Source organism: Shewanella sp. GXUN23E, from assembly GCF_050865035.1.
Lineage (GTDB): Bacteria > Pseudomonadota > Gammaproteobacteria > Enterobacterales > Shewanellaceae > Shewanella.
Window position 1 is genome coordinate 191,093 of record NZ_JBOZWP010000002.1, and the last position, 20,583, is coordinate 211,675.

Consider the following 20,583-nt stretch of genomic DNA (forward strand, 5'->3'; position numbering starts at 1 on the left):
ATCAGCTCTGGTGCAGTCCGAAAATATTCTGCTCAACCGCAGCTGGAACCGTATTTACAGCACACCAGGGCCCCTGAAGCAGCTGGCCTGAAACCTGCGCTGATGTATGTTGCTCAGCTATCGTAACCTGAGGCGCTATATCGGCCTGCCCGGCTAGCGCAAGCTGAGCGATACGAGGCACACTATCAGCAGAAGCACCATCCAACCCAAGACTTTGCAGTGCCAGCTGCAGTTGGGGGGAGAACAGCTTCAGCCACAGAGGGGTCGCCGGCCAGCCACCCCGACGCTTAAGCACCTTAAGCTGCTGCGCGGATGAGCCATGCTCTGCCGGCGTCATCTGATCGACTTGCGTCAGGGATAGTTTGAGGGTCACAGGATGAGGCTCCTGCTGCTGAGCCAATGGCATCAACAGGATGGTCAGTACGCCATGTTTCTCACAGGCCAGCTGCAAGCGACGGGCCTGACTGATCGACAGGCTCTCAGCCCAGCCGATCACCAGATGGCAGGCATCGCTGCAGATCCCCTGCTCCAGCGCCCACAGTTGCTGAGCCTTGTCCTGAGTGTTGACCCACAGCAGACGCTCAATGTCGACGCCCTGTTGTATCAGGTACTGGCTGCTGGGTTGAAATTCACCGCCCACCAGCAAGATATGTTTGTTATCTCCCATCTCTGCAGCACTCAGTTGTCTGAGCAATGGCATCAACAGACCCATTTCACCCTGTCCGGGATGCGCCACAAACAGCTGACATACCCCCTGCTCAGGCCAGCCGCCATCAGCCAGCATGGCATCAAGCTCAGTAAAACCGGTGGAATATCCGGATGCCTTATCAAGCTGTTGCCATTGCTGGCCCAGCCACAGATCCTGTCGTTCCAGCAATTGATTGAGAGAGTATGCAGACATAGGATGACCATAAACACATATACTGTATATAAACACAGTATATGTGATTTATCGTCACTGACAATCTTTTCCGGGCAGGAATGTACAAAGAGCAGGCAATTGTTTGAATAGCAAGCACAAAAAACCGGGACTGAACCCGGTCTGCGACACACAGCTATCAATATCGGTCAAACAATTACAGGCGCCGCCCCACTTCCAGCAGGCAAATCATGCCAGTGGCAAACACACAGATAAGTGCGAGAAGTGAGCCAAGCAGCATAGCTATTTGGCCTGGGATCTCAGGGCGGGGAAGCAGAAATGTCGCTACCACAAGGCTGATAATCAGCGCCAATACCAGGACACCGATGCAGTCAGCAGCCAGCTGTCTGTCATACTCGGTCGCAAAGGTGTTTTTCAGCCATGATTTCACCTGGATTCTCCAAACAACAAACGGCATGTCACTTGCGCGACATGCCGTTCAGGAACGCAAATTTAATTCAATTATTTGAATTTACGCACTTTCTTCAGCGCCATCTGCTGCTTCAGTGAAGACAGATGCTCAATAAAGATTTTGCCCTGCAGATGGTCGATCTCATGCTGCAGCACAATGGCAAGAAATTCGTCGGTATCAAAGATTTGCTCTTTACCTTCGCGATCCACTGACACCACTTTCACCCGCTGGAAACGTTTGACCTTGGCATAGTAACCCGGTACAGACAGACAACCCTCTTCGCCTTCGTACTCGCCTTCCTGCTCAACGATCTCAGGATTGATGATGACCGTAGGCTGATCACGGTTTTCGGACAGATCGATCACGATCACCGAATGCAAACTGCCTACCTGAGTGGCCGCCAGACCGATACCATCGCTGGTGCTGTACATGGTTTCCAGCATATCATCGATAAATCCCTGAATAGCACCAATGTCCTCCACCGGCTGGGCTTTGCGTTTAAGACGTTCATCAGGAATCCGTAAAATATCCAATACAGCCATGCACTCATATACTCTGGTTAACAAAAAACGCGGGCATTATTACTTAAAACCCGCTGACATCCAAGAGACTTGGAACGATCACCCTAATCGGTAAAAATAACCCAATGGAAAATCAGCAAAACTTGTCACCCAAGGCGAGGATCTGGCAGATTGTAGCCATGATACCTGAAGGTCATGTATCCACTTACGGTAAAGTCGCCGATCTGGCGGGATTACCCGGTCGGGCACGCTATGTCTCCCGGGCGCTCAAAGAAGCACCTGAACCATTGGCACTGCCCTGGCACAGGGTCATCAACAGTCAGGGAAAAATATCCTTTCCGCGGGATACGTTGCCGTGGCGGGAACAGATGAGTTTACTGCGCCAGGAAGGCGTCACAGTGAACCAAGGCAAGATTGATCTGTCAAAGTATGGCTGGCAGCCGGATTTGATGACACTGCTGATGGCATTGCCTTATTAGGCAAATACTTAACGAATATGGAAGGAGTCGTCTGTGACTGCACGAATTTCAAGTCTGGCATTGTGGGCACTGTCTCTCACCGCGCCGCAAGTTTGGGCGCAAACCCCACTGACTCCGCATACCGCTGAATACAAAGTATTTTACGGCGATATTGAGTTGGGTAAGGGGCGCTATCGTCTGGATGCACCGACCGATACCGGCGTCTACAACTACTACTTCGACAGCGCTTTAAGTCTGCTGGTATTGTCAGATGAGCGTCACCTGCACAGTGAATTTACCCGGGACAAGCAGCAACCCGACAAACTCCTGCCCATCCGCTATATGCAGGAACGAGAAGGCACGGGTCCCAATTTCCGGGAGCAGACCGCCTTTGCCCGCGAGCAGGGTAATGTCTACACCCGCTATAAAGATGAAAAAGGTAAATACGACTACAGCGATACCCTGTTCGACCCTTTGATGGTGCAACTGCAATTCCGGCTGGATATCGCCAATGGCAAAGAGCCACTGGATTACAGCATGATTAAAAGCAATGAAATCGACGACTATCAGTTCAGAATTCTGGGTAAAGAGCGGGTCAAACTCGACAGCGGCGTGTATGACACAGTGAAAATAGAAGTGATCCGGGATCCGAAAAAGAAGCGACAAACCTTCTTCTGGATGGCACCGGATTTAAGTTATCTGCCGGTGCGTCTGACCCACTTTGAGAAAGGTGACAAGCAGCTGGATATCCAACTGCTGAACTATCACTACGCTGAAGAGCCTGCCAAAGACTCAACTGCCGGCGCAGATCTCCCCTCGCCGGAATAATCGCCAGTCACCCGGTTGCAACACGCTCCACTGTTCATTGTTGGTCAGCGGTCGTGTAGCAATCACGGTCACCACATCATCCGGGGTGGTTTCTTCATCGAAATCGATCACCACATCGGTATCGATCAGTCTGGCTTTACCAAAGGGCGCCCTGCGGGTAATGAAACACAGGTTATTACTGCAGTAACTCATCAGGTATTCGCCGTCAGTCAGCAGCATGTTGAATACCCCCAGTTTCCTTATTTCATCCGCCAGACTCGCCACATACGCAAACACCTCATTCATCTGTGCAGGCGGGGTATCACCGAATTTGTCAGCCAGCCGCTGCAACAGCCAGCAAAATGCCATTTCACTGTCGGTATTGCCCACCGGCTGAAACCGCCGGGCGACAAACTTATCTTCGTAATCAGAAAGTTGTCCATTATGGGCATAGGTCCAGTAACGCCCCCATAGCTCACGACTAAAAGGATGAGTATTGACCAGATTAACTTCACCCCGGTTGGCCTGACGAATATGGCTTACCACCACTTCACTCTTGATGGGGTAAGACTTTATCAACGAGGCAATGGCCGACTCGCAGCTGGGATTGGCATCTTTGAATGTCCGGCTGCCTTTACCTTCATAAAAGGTAATACCCCAGCCATCCACATGGGGCCCGGTTCTGCCGCCGCGCTCAGCCAAACCGGTAAAACTGAACACTATATCCGTGGGCACATTGGCACTCATCGCCAATAACTCACACATAGGCTGCACCTACAATAATTCATGCTGATTTTTGTGGGATTGTAATCATTTGACCAGGAATTAGAAAGCAAGCCTGCAGCGGGAGAAATTAAAACAATTGTTTGAAAACCACTTGTGATCACAAGAGTGAAAGTTTAACTTACTCGATACACAGGTCTGACCAGAAACTATACTTGTTATCAGGCTGGCAACAACGCCGCCTGTGCAGGGTGTCCAGTTGACACCTTATCACTGAGATTAAGGAGAATTACCGTGACAAGCCTAATTTGGATCCTGGCGATGCTGGTGGTATTGGGAGCCAGTGCATACCTGCGGGTATCACTGCTCACCGCAACCATTGCAGCCGCCATTGTAATGGTGGTGGGGTCAACGCTGGATGTAACAGGCTTCTTCGCCTGGTTAATCTTCGCTGCGCTCGCCCTGCCGCTGAATCTGACTCAATTCCGTCAGACCGTTATCACCCGCCCGCTGCTGAAGCTGTATCGTGGCATCATGCCCGAAATGTCTTCCACCGAAAAAGAAGCCATTGAAGCCGGCACCACTTGGTGGGATGCCGATCTGTTCTCGGGCAATCCCAACTGGAAAAAATTGCACAACTACTCAGCTCCCCGTCTGAGCGCTGAAGAGCAGGCCTTCATCGACGGCCCGGTGGAAGAAGTGTGCAAGATGGTCAATCAGCATCAGGTCTCCCATGAACTGGCCGATCTGCCGGCCGAAGTGTGGCAATACCTGAAAGAGCATGGTTTCTTTGCCATGATCATCAAGAAGAAATTCGGTGGTCTGGAATTTTCTGCCTATGCCCAGTCACGGGTGCTGCAAAAACTGGCAGGCGTGTCCAGCGAACTGGCATCCACGGTTGGCGTTCCCAACTCTCTGGGCCCAGGCGAACTGCTGCAGCACTATGGAACCCCCGAGCAGCAAAATTACTACCTGCCCCGCCTGGCCAAAGGTCTGGAGATCCCCTGTTTTGCGCTGACCAGTCCGGAAGCTGGCTCAGACGCCGGTGCTATCCCTGATTTTGGCGTAGTTTGCAAAGGCCAGTGGCAGGGTGAAGAAGTGCTGGGGATGAAACTGACCTGGAACAAGCGTTATATCACCCTGGCGCCGGTGGCAACCGTGCTTGGACTGGCATTCAAGCTCAAAGATCCTGAGCGTTTGCTGGGTGACAAGGAAGAGCTTGGCATCACCTGCGCGCTCATTCCCACCGATGTCGAAGGCGTGGAAACCGGTCGCCGTCACTTCCCGCTCAACTGTATGTTCCAGAACGGGCCAACACGCGGCAACGAAGTGTTTGTACCTTTGAGCTTCATCATCGGTGGCCCGGAAATGGCCGGTCAAGGCTGGCGTATGCTGGTAGAGTGCTTGTCTGTTGGCCGTGGCATCACCCTGCCCTCCAACTCTGCCGGTGGTATCAAAACTGCTGCGCTGGCGACCGGCGCCTATGCCCGTATCCGTCGCCAGTTCAAACTGCCCATCGGTAAGCTGGAAGGTATCGAAGAGCCCATGGCACGCATCGGCGGTAACGCCTATCTGATGGATGCCGTCACCTCGCTCACCACCACAGGTATTGACCTGGGCGAGAAGCCTTCTGTGATCTCGGCCATCGTAAAATATCATCTGACCGATCGCATGCAGAAATGTGTGATTGATGCCATGGATATTCACGGCGGCAAAGGCGTGTGTCTGGGCCCCAACAACTATCTGGGCCGCGGCTACCAGGCTGCCCCGATTGCCATTACTGTGGAGGGTGCCAACATTCTCACCCGCTCCATGATCATCTATGGTCAGGGTGCCATCCGCTGCCATCCTTACGTGCTGGCCGAGATGGAAGCAGCGTTTGATACCAATCCCCACACAGGCCTGATGAATTTCGACAAAGCCCTGTTTGGCCACATTGGTTTTACCACCTCCAATTTGGTGCGCAGTTTCTGGCTGGGTCTGACCGGTGCCCGGTTCTCCAACGCGCCGTACCATGACAAAACCCGCCGTTACTATCAGCAGATGAATCGCTTCAGTGCCAATCTGGCGTTGCTGAGCGATCTGGCGATGGCCACTCTGGGCGGCAACCTCAAGCGTAAAGAGCGCATCTCTGCCCGTCTGGGCGACATGTTGTCACAGCTGTATCTGGCGTCTGCGACCCTCAAGCGGTTTAACGATGAAGGCCGTCAGCAGCAGGATCTGCCGCTGCTGCAATGGGCAGTGGAAGATTCACTGCATAAACTGCAATCTTCGCTGGATGAGCTCTTGGACAACTTCCCCATGGGACTGGGTACGGTGCTGCGTCTGGTGATCCTGCCGCTGGGGCGTCCACTCAAGCGCCCCAGCGATATGCTGGATCACAAGGTCGCCAAGATTATGCAAACCCCTTGTGAGGCCAGAGACCGCTTGGGCAAAGGTCAGTTCTTCACCGCCTGTGACAATAATGCTGTGGGCATTCAAGAACAAACCCTGCTGGATATTCTGGCCAGTGAGCCTTTGTACGACAAAGTCTGTAAGGCCAGTGGCAAGAGGTTGCCCTTCATGTGGCTCGACAAAGTCGCTGCCGAAGGCCGTGCCCTGGGAGTCCTCAGTGAGCATGAAATCGCTCTGCTGGAGCGGGCTGAAATTGGCCGCATGAAATCCATCAATGTGGATGATTTCGAACCGGCAGCACTGAGAGCCGCGACCGGACAGGACACTCCGGCCCATCGCGCCGCATAACTGGAATTGTTTTCGAGCAAAGCCCCCATCAGGGGGCTTTCTTTTTGAGGTTGTGCCCCTCGTGGATAACAGCGTGCAGGCGCGATACCGGTAAAAATCATCAGCCTGCGTGAGTCCCCTCCTCAAAAACAGCGCTATCTTTGCTCACCCGCCTCAGACAGCCTGCATTTTTCATCCATCACAGCACAGATAACCCACAGAGATCAGAGCCTGATGATCGACAGGAAAACCACCACAGCTGGGGCTATAGTTGAATTTATGGCATTGAGCGGGTTGAGGAATTCCAATGACCAACGCACAGGAAACCAGAAAATCCAGAATTTTCGAGCAGTTACAACTTCTGGATGACTTTAGTATGGCCCACCAGTTTGCTGATGATGGCTTCATTCAGAGTATTACCAATGAAAATTTCAGAGTATTGGGCAGGCATCACCGACATTGGCTAGCCTGTGACTGCATGCCCAACATTGTATTGTACGAAGCCGACAGTCACCCCAAAAACAACACAGCCTTGATGAGCCTGCTGGATTCAGAGCCTGATCCGGTGCACCGGGAAGCCATAGAAAGCTGCGCCAACATGCATTTCGGACTGGAGCCCAATGGACGACGTTGCTCCTACTTGTTTATTGCATCAGAAGAAGCGCATCCCGCTTCTCCTATCGGCTATATCTGTTTTACCTTTTCGATTCTAAATCAATGGGAAACTATAGAGGGAAGCTCTGGCAGCGATGAAATCGCCCTGTGCCTGCACATGATCCATTTGTATGTCAAAACCCAGTGGCGGCATATGGGCATTGCCCATTGTCTGTCGGATATTGCACTGCACCGGTTTGCCACTCAGCTGCAGTGTGTCTCCATTCAGCTCAAAAGCCATAACATTACCCTGGTTCCTCTGGTATACGAAGGTATCCGCTGTGCCGGCGCCGAGCACATCATTCAGGACTGCGAATACGATCTGACCCGTTATATCAAATTTATGATGGAGCGAATGCATCTGAATAAGCCCCTGAGTAACGTCAGTTAATCACAGGGGCCCATAGCCATTAATTACAGCCGGTGAACAAGCGCATTGATGACCCACGACGATGGGATAACAACGGTCTGCCAAGTACCGTTTAAGCCAGCTCGGCACCGGTATCTGCCGTCTCAGAGCTGGTTTCAGCTTTGCCCGCCTCCTCCGCCAGGATCAGATACACCAGTTCATAGCCACTTTGTGCAAGCTCTGTAGCCGATGTTGCTATATACAGTTTCCCTTCTTTACACCAGGCCAGCGGTACAAAGCCAGAAGGATATCGGGACTGCAGATCCGTCAGCGTAAAATTTTCGGTCAGCACGGTGGATTTCACTTTACCGCCACGGGACATTTGGCTGGCAATTTTCGCGTAAGAAATACCATCGGCAAACAGTGACAGCCGTTGTCGATAGGATTCAGACATCTGCATTCTGGCGCTGCCGGACTCAAAATTATTCAGTCCCAGTACCTTGCTTTCACCGAATACATCCTGATAGTAAAAATTCACCAGTGGATTAAGTTTGCGGTATGGGGAAATCACCAACGCCCGGCCGATCCCGGTCAGATCCAGCGTGTTTTCCGCATGTTCAGACGCCGGATTACCGAAGTACACCGGCAGATTATCCATACGGGCGAGCCGGATATTGTCCCAGTTGGTATCCGACAGCAGCACCTTGAATCCAAGATTCTGCAAAGCCCTGGCAAACTCCCTGCTGAATGCCGATGCACCAAAGATCAGCACCCCCTGAGGCGCATCCATTTGTACCCCAAGCCAGCGCGCCCAACTTGATGCGGTCAGACTTTGCAGCACCACGGTGCCGATAATCACCACAAACACCAAAGGCACAATCAGCTCGGCACCGGCAAATCCCTTTTCCTGTAATTTGATGGCAAACAGCGACGATACCGCAGCCGCCACAATCCCCCGCGGTGCCATCCAACTGAGAAACCACTTTTCATTGCGACTGAGGGATGTGCCAAGTCCACATATCCAGATGCTCAGTGGTCTGGCGATAAACAAAACCACCAGCAACACCCCAACACTGCCCCAGCCCAATGCCATCACAGCGGCGGAGTTCAGTCTGGCGGCCAACAGGATAAACAGCGCGGAAATCATCAGAACAGTGAGAGTTTCTTTAAACTCAATAATATCGCTGATATCGAGATCTTTGACGTTGGCAAGCCAGATGCCCATCACAGTGACTGTCAGTAATCCTGATTCCTCTTCCATGGCGTTGGACAGCACAAACACACCGAGCATCAATGTCAGCACCGCAGTATTGCGCAAATAGTGCGGCAACCAACGGCGTTTGAGAATGAGTCCAAGCAGCCAGCCACTGACAGCGCCCAGTCCCAGCCCCACCAGCAACGTCAGTCCCAGCGCCTGCAGCACATGAGCGGCGGGATCATTGGTGGCAATCACATATTCGTACACCAATACCGCCAGCAGCGCCCCAATGGGATCGATCACTATCCCTTCCCAGCGCAATATACTGCCCAGTTTGGCACTGGGTTTAACGCTGCGCAGCATAGGTACTATCACGGTTGGCCCGGTGACCACCACCAAAGCACCAAACAGAATGGCCAGTTCCCAGGCGAACCCCATCAGATAACGGCAAGCCAGCGCGATAACGGCCCAGGTCACCAACGCCCCCACAGACACCAGATGGATAACCATTCGACCGTGTTCGCGGATTTCCTTGAAATTAAGGGTCAGTGCTCCTTCAAACAGAATAATGGCCACCCCCAGCGAGATAAGGGGAAACAGTAAATCCCCCAGCAACTGCTCCGGGTGGATCACGCCAAGTCCCGGGCCCAGCAGTAAGCCACACAGCAATAATGGCAGGATTGCCGGTAGCCGCATACGCCAGCCAAGCCACTGACACAAGAGCGACAGGACGCCCACCAATCCCAACATTCCGGCTACCTGCTCCGCCATCACGCTTACTCCCTGCATCTGGTTTATTAATTTGGTTTACCGCAACTTTGCCATGGCAGCTCAAACACGGCTATTCAGGCACAGCGACTCAAATAGGGTCACGCCAACAAACTCTCACAAGCGGCGGACGGATAACAACATCTCTCTTTTCATGGCCGCTGACAATGGCGGAATCTCTGCCGCGGTATTATCCCTTTGGTCTCAGTGAACGATGGAAACAAAAAAGCAATGAAAACCGCGAAAGGCACCATCACCGAAGGCGATGCGTTAACCCGGTAAACCTTACGGGCGAAATTGACTCACAGTGGATGCCCTTCCCCCAAGGCAACAGTTAAGGCAACAGTTCATGTTTCCGTATTTTCTCAAGATGTGACGAACTTATTGTATAGCCTCAACCACTTGTGACATTACTCGCTGTTTTACATCGACAAATCCAGTCTAATCCGCTGTGACAGTACTGCGCAAAGATGTAATGACTACAGATACCTAAGGATGAATGATGAAAATGTCTGTATTGAAAAAAGCGCTTCTCGTTGCAGGTTGTTTTGCGCCAGCCTGCGGAGCGTTCGCTACCGAAGTAATTACCTTGAATGGTAACTCCCTGACCATTGACCAGTTGCTGCAACTGCAAAACGGTGAAGCTCAGGTGGAGATTTCCGATCAGGGTAACCGCAATATCAAAGCCAGCTTCGACTTGCTGCTGGATTCAGCCAGACAAAGCACCCCGGTATACGGTCTGACCGTTGGCGTGGGTAAAAACAAAGATACGCCGGTATTTGGCAAAGACGGCAAACTGACCGACGAAGCAATCAAGCTGTCGGAAGAGTTTAACCGTGACATGCTGTATACCCACTCTGCGGCCTCAGGTAACCCTATCAAGCCGGAAATCGTGCGTATGGCCATGGCTATCCGTCTCAATCAGATCGCCTCCGGCCATGTTGGGGTGCAACCGGATGTTGCCCGTATCTATGCTGAATTCATCAACAAAGACATTATTCCTGTGGTGCCTGAAGATGGTTCTGTGGGATTGAGCGATATTCTGCTGGCGTCTCACATTGGCGCCGCCATGATGGGTGACTGGGAAGTGTTCTATCAGGGCAAACGCATGCCTGCAGGTGAAGCCCTGAAAGCCGCTGGCGTCAAACCATTGGTGCCTTTTGGCAAAGACTCTCTGTCTATTCTGTCCAACAACGCGCTGGCAACCGCGCAACTGATTTCCGCCATGGGTAAAGCCGAGCAGCTGATCCAGTTCTCGCCTCAGCTGATCGCTGCCGCGCTGGAAGGTATCAACGGTAACATCAGCCCGATCCTGCCTCACACAGTTGCGGCACGTCCAATGCCACATGTGCAGGAAGTTGCTGCAGAAATTCTGCGTAACCTGGAAGGCGGTTATCTGTTCCAGCGTGACGAGCAACGCCCGTTGCAGGATGCGCTGTCCTATCGTGGCGCGCACTGGCCGGTAGCTCACGCCATCAGTCAGTACAAGCAGCTGGAAGAGCTGGTAAACATCCAGATCAACTCCTCGGATGACAACCCAACGGTATACATCGATGCCAAAGCCAGCGATTACAACAAGTATCCGCAGGTCGCTCAGTATTTCACCGAAGGCGAAGTTTCCGGTGCCATCAACTCGTCTGCCAACTTTGACACGATCCAGCTGGCATCCCAGACCGAAGCCTTTATCAACGCCATGGCGCAGCTGGGCAAATACTCCAGCAACCGTCAGATCAAACTGATTGATCCTTACTTCACCGGTTTGCCACGGGCATTGGTCGACCCTGATGATGTTAACGGTCAGGCTTTCTATACCCTGCAAAACGGTTTTACTGCCCTGTTTGCTGAAATCGCCCATGCAGCCAACCCGGTTTCTTTCTACGGTATTGCCAACCAGGGTGGTATTGAAGACAACTTCAGCAACTATTTCCAGACAGGCAAAAACCTGACCAAGGTGGTGGATAATGTCGCGACCATTTACGGTTTCGAGCTGATGCAGCTGGCACAGGCACTGGATCTGCAGAAAAAAGTCAACCAGCGTCAACTGTCCGAAAACAACGAGCTGATGCTCCAATCCCTGCGTAAACAGCTGCCTTACTATGACAAGGATCGCCTGTTTACCCCTGACGTGGAAGTGGCAACCCGATTCCTGATGCAATACTGATCAGGCTTGCACACCGGGCACCCACCTAAAGGGTGCCCTTCTTTTATCCCTGCATAATCTCAAACGGAATGACCATGCTTGTGTTACTGGTTGAAGACAACCGCCTGCTGGCCAATAACCTCATTCAATATCTGGCCCTCAAAAATATCGAATGCGAATACGCAGAGAATCTGTCTCAGGCGCAGGCGCGCCTGCAGGAACAAAAGTTCGATGTGATTGTACTGGATCTCAACCTGCCGGACGGTGACGGCATAGTGGCCTGCGCACGCTGGAAAGCCCAGTGTATCTGCACACCTGTCATCATGCTCACTGCCCGCAGCCATCTTGATGACAGGCTTAACGGCTTTGAAGCCGGCGCCGACGATTACCTGGTCAAACCCTTTGCCATGGAAGAGCTGGTCGCCAGACTCAAAGTGCTGGCCCAGCGGCGGGTCCCTGCAGGTCATCTGAACATTGGCGATCTGTCCATTGATTTCAGCAGTCATCAGGCATTTCGTCAGGGACAGTTGTTGCCGCTGAGCCCCACCGGCTGGCAAATTCTGTCACTATTGGCCAGACGCAGCCCGGACACAGTAGCCAAAGTTGAAATTGAGCGTTTCCTCTGGCCCGATGCACCGCCGGACAGCGATTGTTTGCGAGCCCATATCCACCTGCTGCGTAAAATTGTCGACAAGCCGTTTGACTCCGAACTGCTGCACACAGTGCGCGGTGTAGGCCTGTGTCTGAGGGCTGGCTGAGATGATGCCGCAGTTCAGTCTCAAACGCAGCTATCAGTTCTACGGGCTGGTGTTTCTGGCAGTCACCCTGCTTATCAATATGATTATTCCCCTGTGCATGATGTGTACCGGCATGTTTTCCATGCATCAGGTAACGCTGCGCAACGCCGGGCAAACCGCTGAGCTGATGTTCCGCAACGGCCTCACCGAGCTGACCACAGACAATATCCACATCTATGCCAACTGGCATCAGGTGCCGGATCGGATCAAGGCGCTCAATAACTATCAGGTGCCGGATGAATCCACCGGCATCATCTATGAACATGAAGATGGTCCCTACGTCGATGCGCTCACGGTACATATCAGTGAAGATGGCCGGCCGCTGTATATGTGGCTGCACTATGATGTGACCCATGATCTGAAATTTGCCCCTAAAAACATGACGGCAATTCTGCTGCTGGTGGTGATGACCTTTGGCGTGGTTGCCAGTCTGGCGTTCCATATGCAGAAGAAAGTGATCAATCCGGTGCACAAGATCAGTCAGGCCATCAAACAGCACGACTGGCAGAGCAACAAAGACTTCAGCTTTCCCAAACAGGGATATGCAGAGCTGCAATCCATTGTGGATGCGCTGAAAAACTCCCTGCAGCAACTGCAGCAAACTCAGCAGCGGGAGCTGGATTTTCTGCGTTTTGCCAGTCACGAGCTGCGCACCCCGGTAGCCATTTGTCAGTCATCTTTTGAGCTGCTCAGCCTGCAACAGGGCAAACTCGAAGGGCCGTTGAAATCGGCCAATCAGGCCACATCGCAAATGAAATCCCTGATTGAAACCCTGCTGTGGCTGACCAATAAGACCAGCACCCATCTGCAACCCAAACAGGTCAATCCGGCGCAATTGCTGGCGTTGCTGGCGGCCGAGCAGGAATATGCCCAGGACAAGCCCGGGCAGGTCGTCATCGACAGCAGTGAAACCCCGTTGACGCTGCTGGTTGAGCCTTTGACCATTATGCTCAACAACCTGATCCGCAATGCCCTTGAGCATGGTGACAGCGAAGTGCTGATCACCCAGCGGGAGGGCCTGTTCACCGTATCAAACCCTATCCGAGCCCACGACACCATGGGATTTGGCCTGGGTCTGACGCTGGTTTCCCGGCTGGCAGATCAGCTCAATTGGGTATTCAGTTCACATATTCAGGACAACCGCTTTATTGCCACCCTGAAAGTCGATGCACCTCGCAAATCTGAGCACTGACTTTTACGCAATTTTGACGTTCTCTGAGACATCATTGACTGCATAAAGACAGGGGTCGAACACTCCCGGCGCCTGCGCTTTAATACTGAAGAACCGTCGTGCTTCGGCCCTTATCCGGGTCTTATCAGCCCTGAGTCAGGGTCTTAGCGCCCACAGCCGGGCCGGGGCACGACAGTCGTTAAATTCTGTCACCATTTATAGACGCAGTACTGTCAAACTCTCTATAAATCAGGCAGGTACGAAAAACATCGCTACATATCAAAATGAATGATGCAGCCTTGCCTCCCGTACCTTAGCAGGAAATGAATTATGCAATTGAAGAACTCCGCGCTGGTTATCAGCATGGTGGCCACAGCCGTCATTGCAGGCTGCGCCGCTACCAACGAAATCATTAAAGCCAAAGGCAAAGCTCAGGGTAAACACGGCGAAGTGGTGGTGGAAACCACCTTCCAGAACGGTCAGATTACTCAAATCGATGTACTCGAACAAAAAGAGAATAAAGTCCTGGCCAAAGCGGTTTATAAGGACGTGCGTCAGGCCATTATCGACAACAACTCAGTAGATGTGGACGGTATCTCCGGCGCGACTGTGACTTCAAATGCCCTGAAACAAGCGGTTGCCGACAGTGTCAAAGCCGCAGGCGTTACCCTGGTTGCCGCGTCTGCCGCCGGTGGTAAGAAGCAGGCAGCGCAGCCAACGGATTACACCTATGATGTCGTGGTGATTGGTGCCGGTGGCGCAGGTTTCAGTGCCGGTCTTGAAGCCGTTGAGCATGGTGCTTCAGCGGTTATCATCGAAAAGATGCCTATCATCGGTGGTAACTCACTGATTTCCGGTGCAGAAATGAACGTAGCCGGTAGCTGGGTACAGAAAAACATGGGGATCACCGACTCCAAAGCGCTGTTTATGGAAGACACCCTAAAAGGTGGCGACTATAAGGGCGATCCGGAAATGGTGAAGACCATGGTCGACAACGCCGTGGAGGCAGCAGAATGGCTGCGCGACTATGTGGAAGTGGACTTCTACCCTAACCAGTTGTTCCAGTTCGGCGGTCACAGCGTGAAACGCGCACTGATCCCAAAAGGTCACACCGGCGCAGAAGTGATTGGCAAGTTTGCCGCCAAGGCTGAAAAAGTGGGCCTGCCGGTACACACCAACACGACTGCTCAACGACTGTTGATGGACAACAGTGGTCGGATTGTTGGCGTGGAAGCAACCAAAAATGGCCAGAAGATCACTTATCACGCGACCAAAGGCGTGGTCGTGGCAACCGGCGGTTTCTCTGCCAACATCGCCATGCGTAAACAGTACAATCCAGAGCTGGACGAACGCTATGGCACCACAGGCCACGCTGGTGGCACAGGTGATGGCATTGTGATGGCTCAAAAGATTAAAGCCGCGACCCGCAACCTGGGGTACATTCAGACTTACCCAATCTGTAACCCTGAAACCGGTGCCATTGCACTGATCGCCGATGCCCGTTTCTTCGGTGCCATTCTGGTCAACCAGGAAGGTAAACGCTTTGTGGAAGAGCTGGAGCGCCGTGACGTGATCAGCAACGCAATTCTGGAGCAGACCGGTGGTTACACCTATGTATTGTGGAACAAAGCTATCGACAATGTTGCCGGTACCATCGACATGCATCCGGGTGAGTTTGCCGATTTGAACAGCCGCGGACTGATGTTCAAGGTTGATTCTCTGGAAGAGGCCGCTGCCAAATTCAACATCCCACTGGCCAGCCTGCAGGCGACCATCAAGGATGTGAACCACTACGCAGCCACAGGCAAAGATGAGGCATTCAATCATCGCGCCGGTCTGGTTAACCTGAGTGAAGGTCCATACTGGATCCTCAAAGCCAAGCCTTCTGTACACCACACCATGGGCGGACTGGTGACCGATACCAAAACCCATGTGCTGGATACCAACGGCAAGGTCATCCCAGGTCTGTACGCAGCAGGTGAAGTGACCGGTCTGACCCACGGCACCAACCGTCTGGGCGGCAACGCGTATACTGACATTATTGTCTACGGTCGCATTGCCGGTCAGCAGGCCGCAGCAGCCAAGTAATCATCGCTTCCCCTGAAAAACCCTCTGACAAATGGATTGTCAGGGGGTTTTTGTTTATTCCGGCAATGATTCGCCGGTTGCTGGACGGTCGCGCCATATCGGCAAAGCCGTGGCCGCACGCGGTAATCTACGACGTTAGCCCTTCGCCGGTATAGTCGCCGATGTTGCGGCACAGCAGGTGGTTGCAACAGGCTGGAGTGAGTGTGAGCCTGCAACAACAGGGACAAGGGACAAGGAATGAGATGGTCGCCCCAGCGGCACTAACGCGACGCCGTTTTTTCACCTGCCATAAACTCAGCGAAGAACTTTTGTGCAAACAACGTTTTGCCATGATACTCAGAGGCGTCTTCACTGCTGGCAAGCCAGCCGATGACCTGAGCCGGTACGGTGGGCGGCACGCCACCAAAACGCTCAAACTGCGCCGCCATGCCTTTGGCCTGCACCAGCTCAGTGATCACAAAGCCTGGCTCAAGATTGTGAAACCGAATCCCACTGTGCTGATGCTCCACTTTTAGCACTCCAATCATGCGGGTCAGTGCGGCTTTCGCCGAAGAGTAAGCAAATCCCCAACCGCCCTCGCCGACCGGAGTCCTGGGGTCAATCATGCCCGATTCAGAGACCACATTGATAATGCAGCCATGGCCGCGCTTCAGCATGGATTGTAGACACAACTGGGTCAGCAATACCGGAGAAAACACGTTGCCCTGATAGATGTTGTGCAGTTGCTGTGCTGTCAGCTCCATAAAGCGACTCATGGTACCCGGCCCCTGGTAAATACCGTTGTTCAACAGCAGATCTATACGTCCCCAGCGTTCCAGTGCTACCGTTACGGCATGCTCAACCGAGCAGGGGTCGAGTAAATCCAGCCTGATAGGCAAAGCCTGTCGCCCCAATGCACGGATCCCGGCGGCGGTAGTTTCAAGACTGCCGGCAACCGGCGTGACATCAGACAGGTGGCCACCGCGCTCATGCTGCTCGCCTTCCACTGCCGTGCGGGCAGTGATCACCACATCAAATCCCTTTGCAGCCAATGCCAGCGCAGCTTGTTTGCCTATCCCCCGGCTGGCTCCGGTCACAAAAGCGACCTTAGATGAATGCTCCACCATGCCCGACACCTCGTTTTCAGTTCGCCCCCACAGAAGTCCAATTACGCCCGCAGGTGAGTGACTGCAGCATCGTCAGTTCAGACTAATGGAAGTGGCAGCCGCACCGACGCTGCCATTTATACCAATCCGCATAGCAGATTGAGCTCATCAGAACCATGTCAGCCATTCGAGTACAGGCGAAATTGGTGCCAACATAGTGGCTCTCTGGCTAAACAATTTGGTGCAGTAATCGTGTGGCTGACTTACCTCCAGAAGGGTGAGTTTTAAAGGCTCGCATACTGCCTGGAGCCCTCTTGATTTATCCCGATAGACCTTCGATTGCTCTACACCTTTAAATTCTCGCTGAGTGACTAAATTCCTGTGCGGATTGGTATGAAAGGACGATTCAGCGTTTCAACCGTTGATGGATAACACAGAGCAAATAGCGCAGAAGACAGTATGCAAGGCAGGAGATCACATGTTTGGTGCAATCCGCCTGAACCCCGGGGTATTTTTTATCAATATTGGGGATGAATTTTTAAGCCGTGACAGCATGCAGGTGGAGGATATTTCTTACAGCGATCTGCGCAGGGCCGTTACTCAGGCCACCGCAACGCCGGTTGTCGTCTACGTTATCAACGACAGATACAAAAAAACCAGCACAAAAGGCTGGTTTTCAAGGTTCTCAGTGGCGGAGCGGACGGGACTCGAACCCGCGACCCCCGGCGTGACAGGCCGGTATTCTAACCAACTGAACTACCGCTCCGCTGAGATGTGCGCATAATAATTGGCTGTTAATTTTGCGTCAAGCATAAATTCATCAACCCGCGCCAAGCGAACAAACTTTGTTCATTCAATTAGTTGGCGTCAGTATCAGGCAAAGCCAAATCCAAATCATCCAGATCCAGATTGTCCGCATCATCACGCTGGTTTTCCGGCACCATGGTTTTCTCAACGGCTACCCGTTGTTGCGCAGCAGCCATTGCCGTCTTGAGGGTCTGACGTTTACGCCAGATGATAATGGCAATCCCCCCCATCAGCAGTAATACCAGATTGGCTATGATAACCCAGGTCATCAGTTGCTTTTGTCTGGCCGCTTCAGCAAGTGCAGCTTCTTTGGCCGCCTGCTCTGCAAGTAATCTCGGATCAGGTGGCGGAGGCGGCGGTGCCGGATTGTTGAAAAACACATCATCCATGGATAACAGGATTTCCCGTCCACCCACTGTGGTGCTGGCGATACTGCCGGAGATGCGATAACCACCATATTCACTGACGCTCAGGTCAATATCATTTTCCCCGCCTATCAACTGATCCAGCAACATAGGAGCAGGCGCGGAGCCTGGCCCCATTTGCTCCAGACTGACCACAGTCTGCGACGGCACGACCTGAGTGTCATCCACTGTGACTTTGAGCTTCCAGGGTGTCACGCTGGCATCCTGAGGCTTCACTACCTCGAGTTTTACCGGCGCTTCAGACAGATAAACCGGCATGTTAATCTGACGCTCAAACACTTTGTTTTCTGCCGTGACACTGAATGTGTAGCTGCCCCAGTCTTGCTTGAGGTTCAAATCTGCAGTGAAAATACCATCGTCCGGAACCTCATCGAGGATCTCCCCATTGTCGGCATAGCTGCCGATGGGAAAGGTGCCGGCAACATAGTTCTGTTCGTCGGCATTTCGCAGGCTGGTAAATCTGGCACGCCACTCGATCATATACTCCAGACCTGGCATCCGGATAAGTTTGTCATCCCCCAGAAACCTGGCGGTCACTTTAACCCGCTCACCCTGATAAAGTGGCTGGGGTAATGGGTCAAGTTCGACCGACAAGGCTGAGACTCGCTCTATGGTAGAGCCGGGAGACAATGTGCCCAGTAATTGATAAGGACCGGGCAGGGGTTTTTCCACGGTGATGATGTCACCTGTCATGCCATCAACCCAGCGCACGTTTTCAGGATGACGGCTGGCATACCATTTACTGCCATCGGGAGTCACCACTATCACAGAAGCGCTGCCATAGGGTCTGGCGATTAACAGCGTGACTTTGTCCACCATGTGATCAATGCGAAACAGGTTCTTCAGTTCCTGCGCATTGAAGGGAGTGTAGGCATTGTCGCTGTCCACTTCAGCAGCGACGGGGGCGATGCTTCCTGTCAATAACGCCAGCCATCCGGCCAGCGCAAGACGTTGCAATAACTTCATTGGGGGTATTTATCCTCTCCACAGGCACTTCCCTGATTTGGCAACCAGAGCAAGTCGCTGCTCATGCATACCCAGTTCATCGGCAGATGCGGCTACAACTTTAAGCCGGTTTCGTCCTTCCGGCAGGCGGATAATACCGCCGGCCTCACCACTGCCCTGTTCACCCAGACTCAGATTAAATTTAGTCTGGCCACCGGTCATGGCCAGATACACATCCGCCAGGATCTCGGCATCGAGCAATGCGCCGTGCAATTCACGGCGGGCGTTATCTATATGATAGCGTTTGCACAGGGCATCCAGGTTGTTCTTCTGCCCCGGATGCAGATGTTTGGCCAGCGCCAGCGTATCGAGGATACCGCAAATGTCATGCAGCTTAGGGCCTTTGGGCGCCAACATGGACAGTTCATAATCCAGGAAGCTGACGTCGAACGAGGCGTTGTGAGCGACGATTTCGGCACCGTCAACAAACTCGATAAAGCGCTGGGCAATATCGCGAAAACGCGGGCAATTCGCTACCTGCTCATCGGTAATACCGTGAACGGCGATGGCTTCTTCATCAATTTTCTGATCAGGGTTGATGTATTCATGGAAATGACGGCCGGTCAGTTTACGGTTAATCACCTCCACACAACCAATCTCGATGATCCTGTGACCCACATAAACCGGGCCGGCGCCCTGATTCATACCCGTGGTTTCAGTATCGAGAATGATCTGCCGGCTGGCACTGGAAACTAAATTCATGATGGGCAACCCCTATGGAACCAAATTAAGTCGTTGTTTGCCGCCGGTTCCACCCCCGGCAAGCCGCAACATAGTCGGCCATTATACCGATAGCCGGGTGAAGTGCGAATCTGTGACATCCCGATCTGGCGGGTTATCCACCAGATGTAGCCATTCAACGGCAAAGGTGCGCCGCGGCGGCGGATTCGTTATACTCGCCGTCTGAGAAAAACCAATATTTGCAATCGGATGCCTCAACTGAAACATATTTCTATTTTTACCGACGGATCCTGTCTGGGCAATCCTGGCCCCGGGGGCTACGGCGTGGTAATGAAATACAAAGATCACGTCAAGGAGCTGTCTGGCGGCTTTAAGCTGACAACCAATAACCGCATGGAATTGCTGGCGCCCATTCTGGCGCTCGAAGCCCTAAAAGAACCCTGCAAAGTCACGCTGACATCCGACAGTCAGTACATGCGTCAGGGTATTACCCAATGGATCCACGGTTGGAAAGCCAAAGGCTGGGTGACCTCCAATAAAACGCCGGTCAAGAACGTCGATCTGTGGAAGCGCCTGGATGCCGCCCGGAAAATCCACGACATGGACTGGCAATGGGTTAAAGGTCATGCCGGCCACCCTGAAAACGAACGGTGTGATCAACTGGCCCGGGAAGCAGCCGAAGCCAGCCCCGACACTGAAGATACCGGTTATCAACCCTGATCCCGGCACCGATGGGACTTGAGCCACTCAGGCGACAAGTCCCTTCTGTCCGGACAATCGCCTGTGCGCCACCTCATAGATTTGCCCCGTCACTCAAAAGTTAATTTCAAATTCATTGACGCCTGATGTAATGT

General features: G+C 52.8%; 17 protein-coding genes and 1 tRNA gene. 9 read left to right on the forward strand and 9 right to left on the reverse strand.

The annotated features are described in order from the left end of the window. Position 1: 1 nt before the first annotated feature. From imuA to def, 3 genes are all read right to left on the reverse strand, one after another. Positions 2–901 carry a translesion DNA synthesis-associated protein ImuA gene (imuA, locus tag ACRRUX_RS03000; protein ID WP_432527042.1) on the reverse strand — a complete coding sequence of 300 codons (900 nt, stop codon included), beginning with the start codon at positions 899–901 and terminating at the stop codon, positions 2–4. A gap of 175 nt (positions 902–1,076) precedes the next feature. Beyond that, the gene (locus ACRRUX_RS03005; protein WP_432527044.1) at positions 1,077–1,310 is read right to left on the reverse strand and encodes a hypothetical protein; all 234 of its coding nucleotides are present in this window, start codon (positions 1,308–1,310) and stop codon (positions 1,077–1,079) included. A gap of 71 nt (positions 1,311–1,381) precedes the next feature. After that, entirely contained in the window at positions 1,382–1,873 is a 492-nt protein-coding gene (gene def, locus ACRRUX_RS03010) for a peptide deformylase (RefSeq protein ID WP_432527046.1), read from the reverse strand. Between the two features lie 104 nt (positions 1,874–1,977). Here def and ACRRUX_RS03015 point away from each other — a divergent pair, with 104 nt between their 5' ends. Both ACRRUX_RS03015 and ACRRUX_RS03020 read left to right on the forward strand, forming a co-directional pair. Next, the gene (locus ACRRUX_RS03015; RefSeq protein ID WP_432527048.1) at positions 1,978–2,331 is read left to right on the forward strand and encodes an MGMT family protein; all 354 of its coding nucleotides are present in this window, start codon (positions 1,978–1,980) and stop codon (positions 2,329–2,331) included. 45 nt (positions 2,332–2,376) lie between these two features. Next, on the forward strand, positions 2,377–3,138 hold the full coding sequence (locus ACRRUX_RS03020) for a DUF3108 domain-containing protein (RefSeq protein ID WP_432527321.1): 762 nt from the start codon (positions 2,377–2,379) through the stop codon (positions 3,136–3,138). On the opposite strand, the gene ACRRUX_RS03025 is transcribed toward ACRRUX_RS03020, so the two are convergent. Next, on the reverse strand, positions 3,103–3,882 hold the full coding sequence (locus ACRRUX_RS03025; RefSeq protein ID WP_432527050.1) for a class II glutamine amidotransferase: 780 nt from the start codon (positions 3,880–3,882) through the stop codon (positions 3,103–3,105). The two genes, ACRRUX_RS03020 and ACRRUX_RS03025, sit on opposite strands and share 36 nt — an antisense overlap. A gap of 252 nt (positions 3,883–4,134) precedes the next feature. Here ACRRUX_RS03025 and fadE point away from each other — a divergent pair, with 252 nt between their 5' ends. Both fadE and ACRRUX_RS03035 read left to right on the forward strand, forming a co-directional pair. Further along, complete coding sequence (gene fadE, locus ACRRUX_RS03030) at positions 4,135–6,582, forward strand: acyl-CoA dehydrogenase FadE (protein ID WP_432527052.1); 2,448 nt, start codon at positions 4,135–4,137, stop codon at positions 6,580–6,582. A 286-nt stretch (positions 6,583–6,868) separates the two neighbouring features. Further along, positions 6,869–7,606, forward strand: coding sequence for a hypothetical protein (locus ACRRUX_RS03035; RefSeq protein WP_432527054.1), 738 nt, complete (start codon positions 6,869–6,871; stop codon positions 7,604–7,606). A gap of 91 nt (positions 7,607–7,697) precedes the next feature. Here ACRRUX_RS03035 and ACRRUX_RS03040 read toward each other — a convergent pair whose 3' ends face one another. Beyond that, positions 7,698–9,533, reverse strand: a complete 1,836-nt coding sequence (locus ACRRUX_RS03040) for a cation:proton antiporter (RefSeq protein WP_432527056.1) — start codon at positions 9,531–9,533, stop codon at positions 7,698–7,700. Positions 9,534–10,038: 505 nt separating this feature from the next. Here ACRRUX_RS03040 and ACRRUX_RS03045 point away from each other — a divergent pair. The 4 genes from ACRRUX_RS03045 to ACRRUX_RS03060 all read left to right on the forward strand — a co-directional run bounded on the left by ACRRUX_RS03045 (position 10,039) and on the right by ACRRUX_RS03060 (position 15,726). Further along, positions 10,039–11,691, forward strand: a complete 1,653-nt coding sequence (locus tag ACRRUX_RS03045; RefSeq protein ID WP_432527058.1) for an HAL/PAL/TAL family ammonia-lyase — start codon at positions 10,039–10,041, stop codon at positions 11,689–11,691. Positions 11,692–11,765: 74 nt separating this feature from the next. Further along, entirely contained in the window at positions 11,766–12,428 is a 663-nt protein-coding gene (locus tag ACRRUX_RS03050) for a response regulator transcription factor (RefSeq protein ID WP_432527060.1), read from the forward strand. A 1-nt stretch (position 12,429) separates the two neighbouring features. Then, positions 12,430–13,659 (forward strand): sensor histidine kinase, encoded by a 1,230-nt coding sequence (locus ACRRUX_RS03055; RefSeq protein ID WP_432527062.1) that lies wholly within the window; start codon positions 12,430–12,432, stop codon positions 13,657–13,659. A gap of 309 nt (positions 13,660–13,968) precedes the next feature. Continuing rightward, on the forward strand, positions 13,969–15,726 hold the full coding sequence (locus ACRRUX_RS03060; RefSeq protein WP_432527064.1) for a flavocytochrome c: 1,758 nt from the start codon (positions 13,969–13,971) through the stop codon (positions 15,724–15,726). A 260-nt stretch (positions 15,727–15,986) separates the two neighbouring features. On the opposite strand, the gene ACRRUX_RS03065 is transcribed toward ACRRUX_RS03060, so the two are convergent. From ACRRUX_RS03065 to dnaQ, 4 genes are all read right to left on the reverse strand, one after another. Then, complete coding sequence (locus ACRRUX_RS03065; RefSeq protein WP_432527066.1) at positions 15,987–16,832, reverse strand: SDR family NAD(P)-dependent oxidoreductase; 846 nt, start codon at positions 16,830–16,832, stop codon at positions 15,987–15,989. Between the two features lie 668 nt (positions 16,833–17,500). After that, positions 17,501–17,577: transfer RNA gene (locus tag ACRRUX_RS03070), tRNA-Asp, on the reverse strand. 91 nt (positions 17,578–17,668) lie between these two features. Continuing rightward, a complete protein-coding gene (locus ACRRUX_RS03075) occupies positions 17,669–19,009 on the reverse strand; it encodes a TIGR03503 family protein (RefSeq protein ID WP_432527068.1) in 1,341 nt (446 codons plus the stop codon). A gap of 9 nt (positions 19,010–19,018) precedes the next feature. Continuing rightward, positions 19,019–19,750, reverse strand: coding sequence for a DNA polymerase III subunit epsilon (gene dnaQ, locus ACRRUX_RS03080; protein ID WP_432527070.1), 732 nt, complete (start codon positions 19,748–19,750; stop codon positions 19,019–19,021). A 228-nt stretch (positions 19,751–19,978) separates the two neighbouring features. On the opposite strand from dnaQ, the gene rnhA reads away from it, so the two are divergent. After that, positions 19,979–20,449, forward strand: a complete 471-nt coding sequence (gene rnhA / locus ACRRUX_RS03085; RefSeq protein WP_432527072.1) for a ribonuclease HI — start codon at positions 19,979–19,981, stop codon at positions 20,447–20,449. The last annotated feature ends 134 nt before the right edge of the window (positions 20,450–20,583 follow it).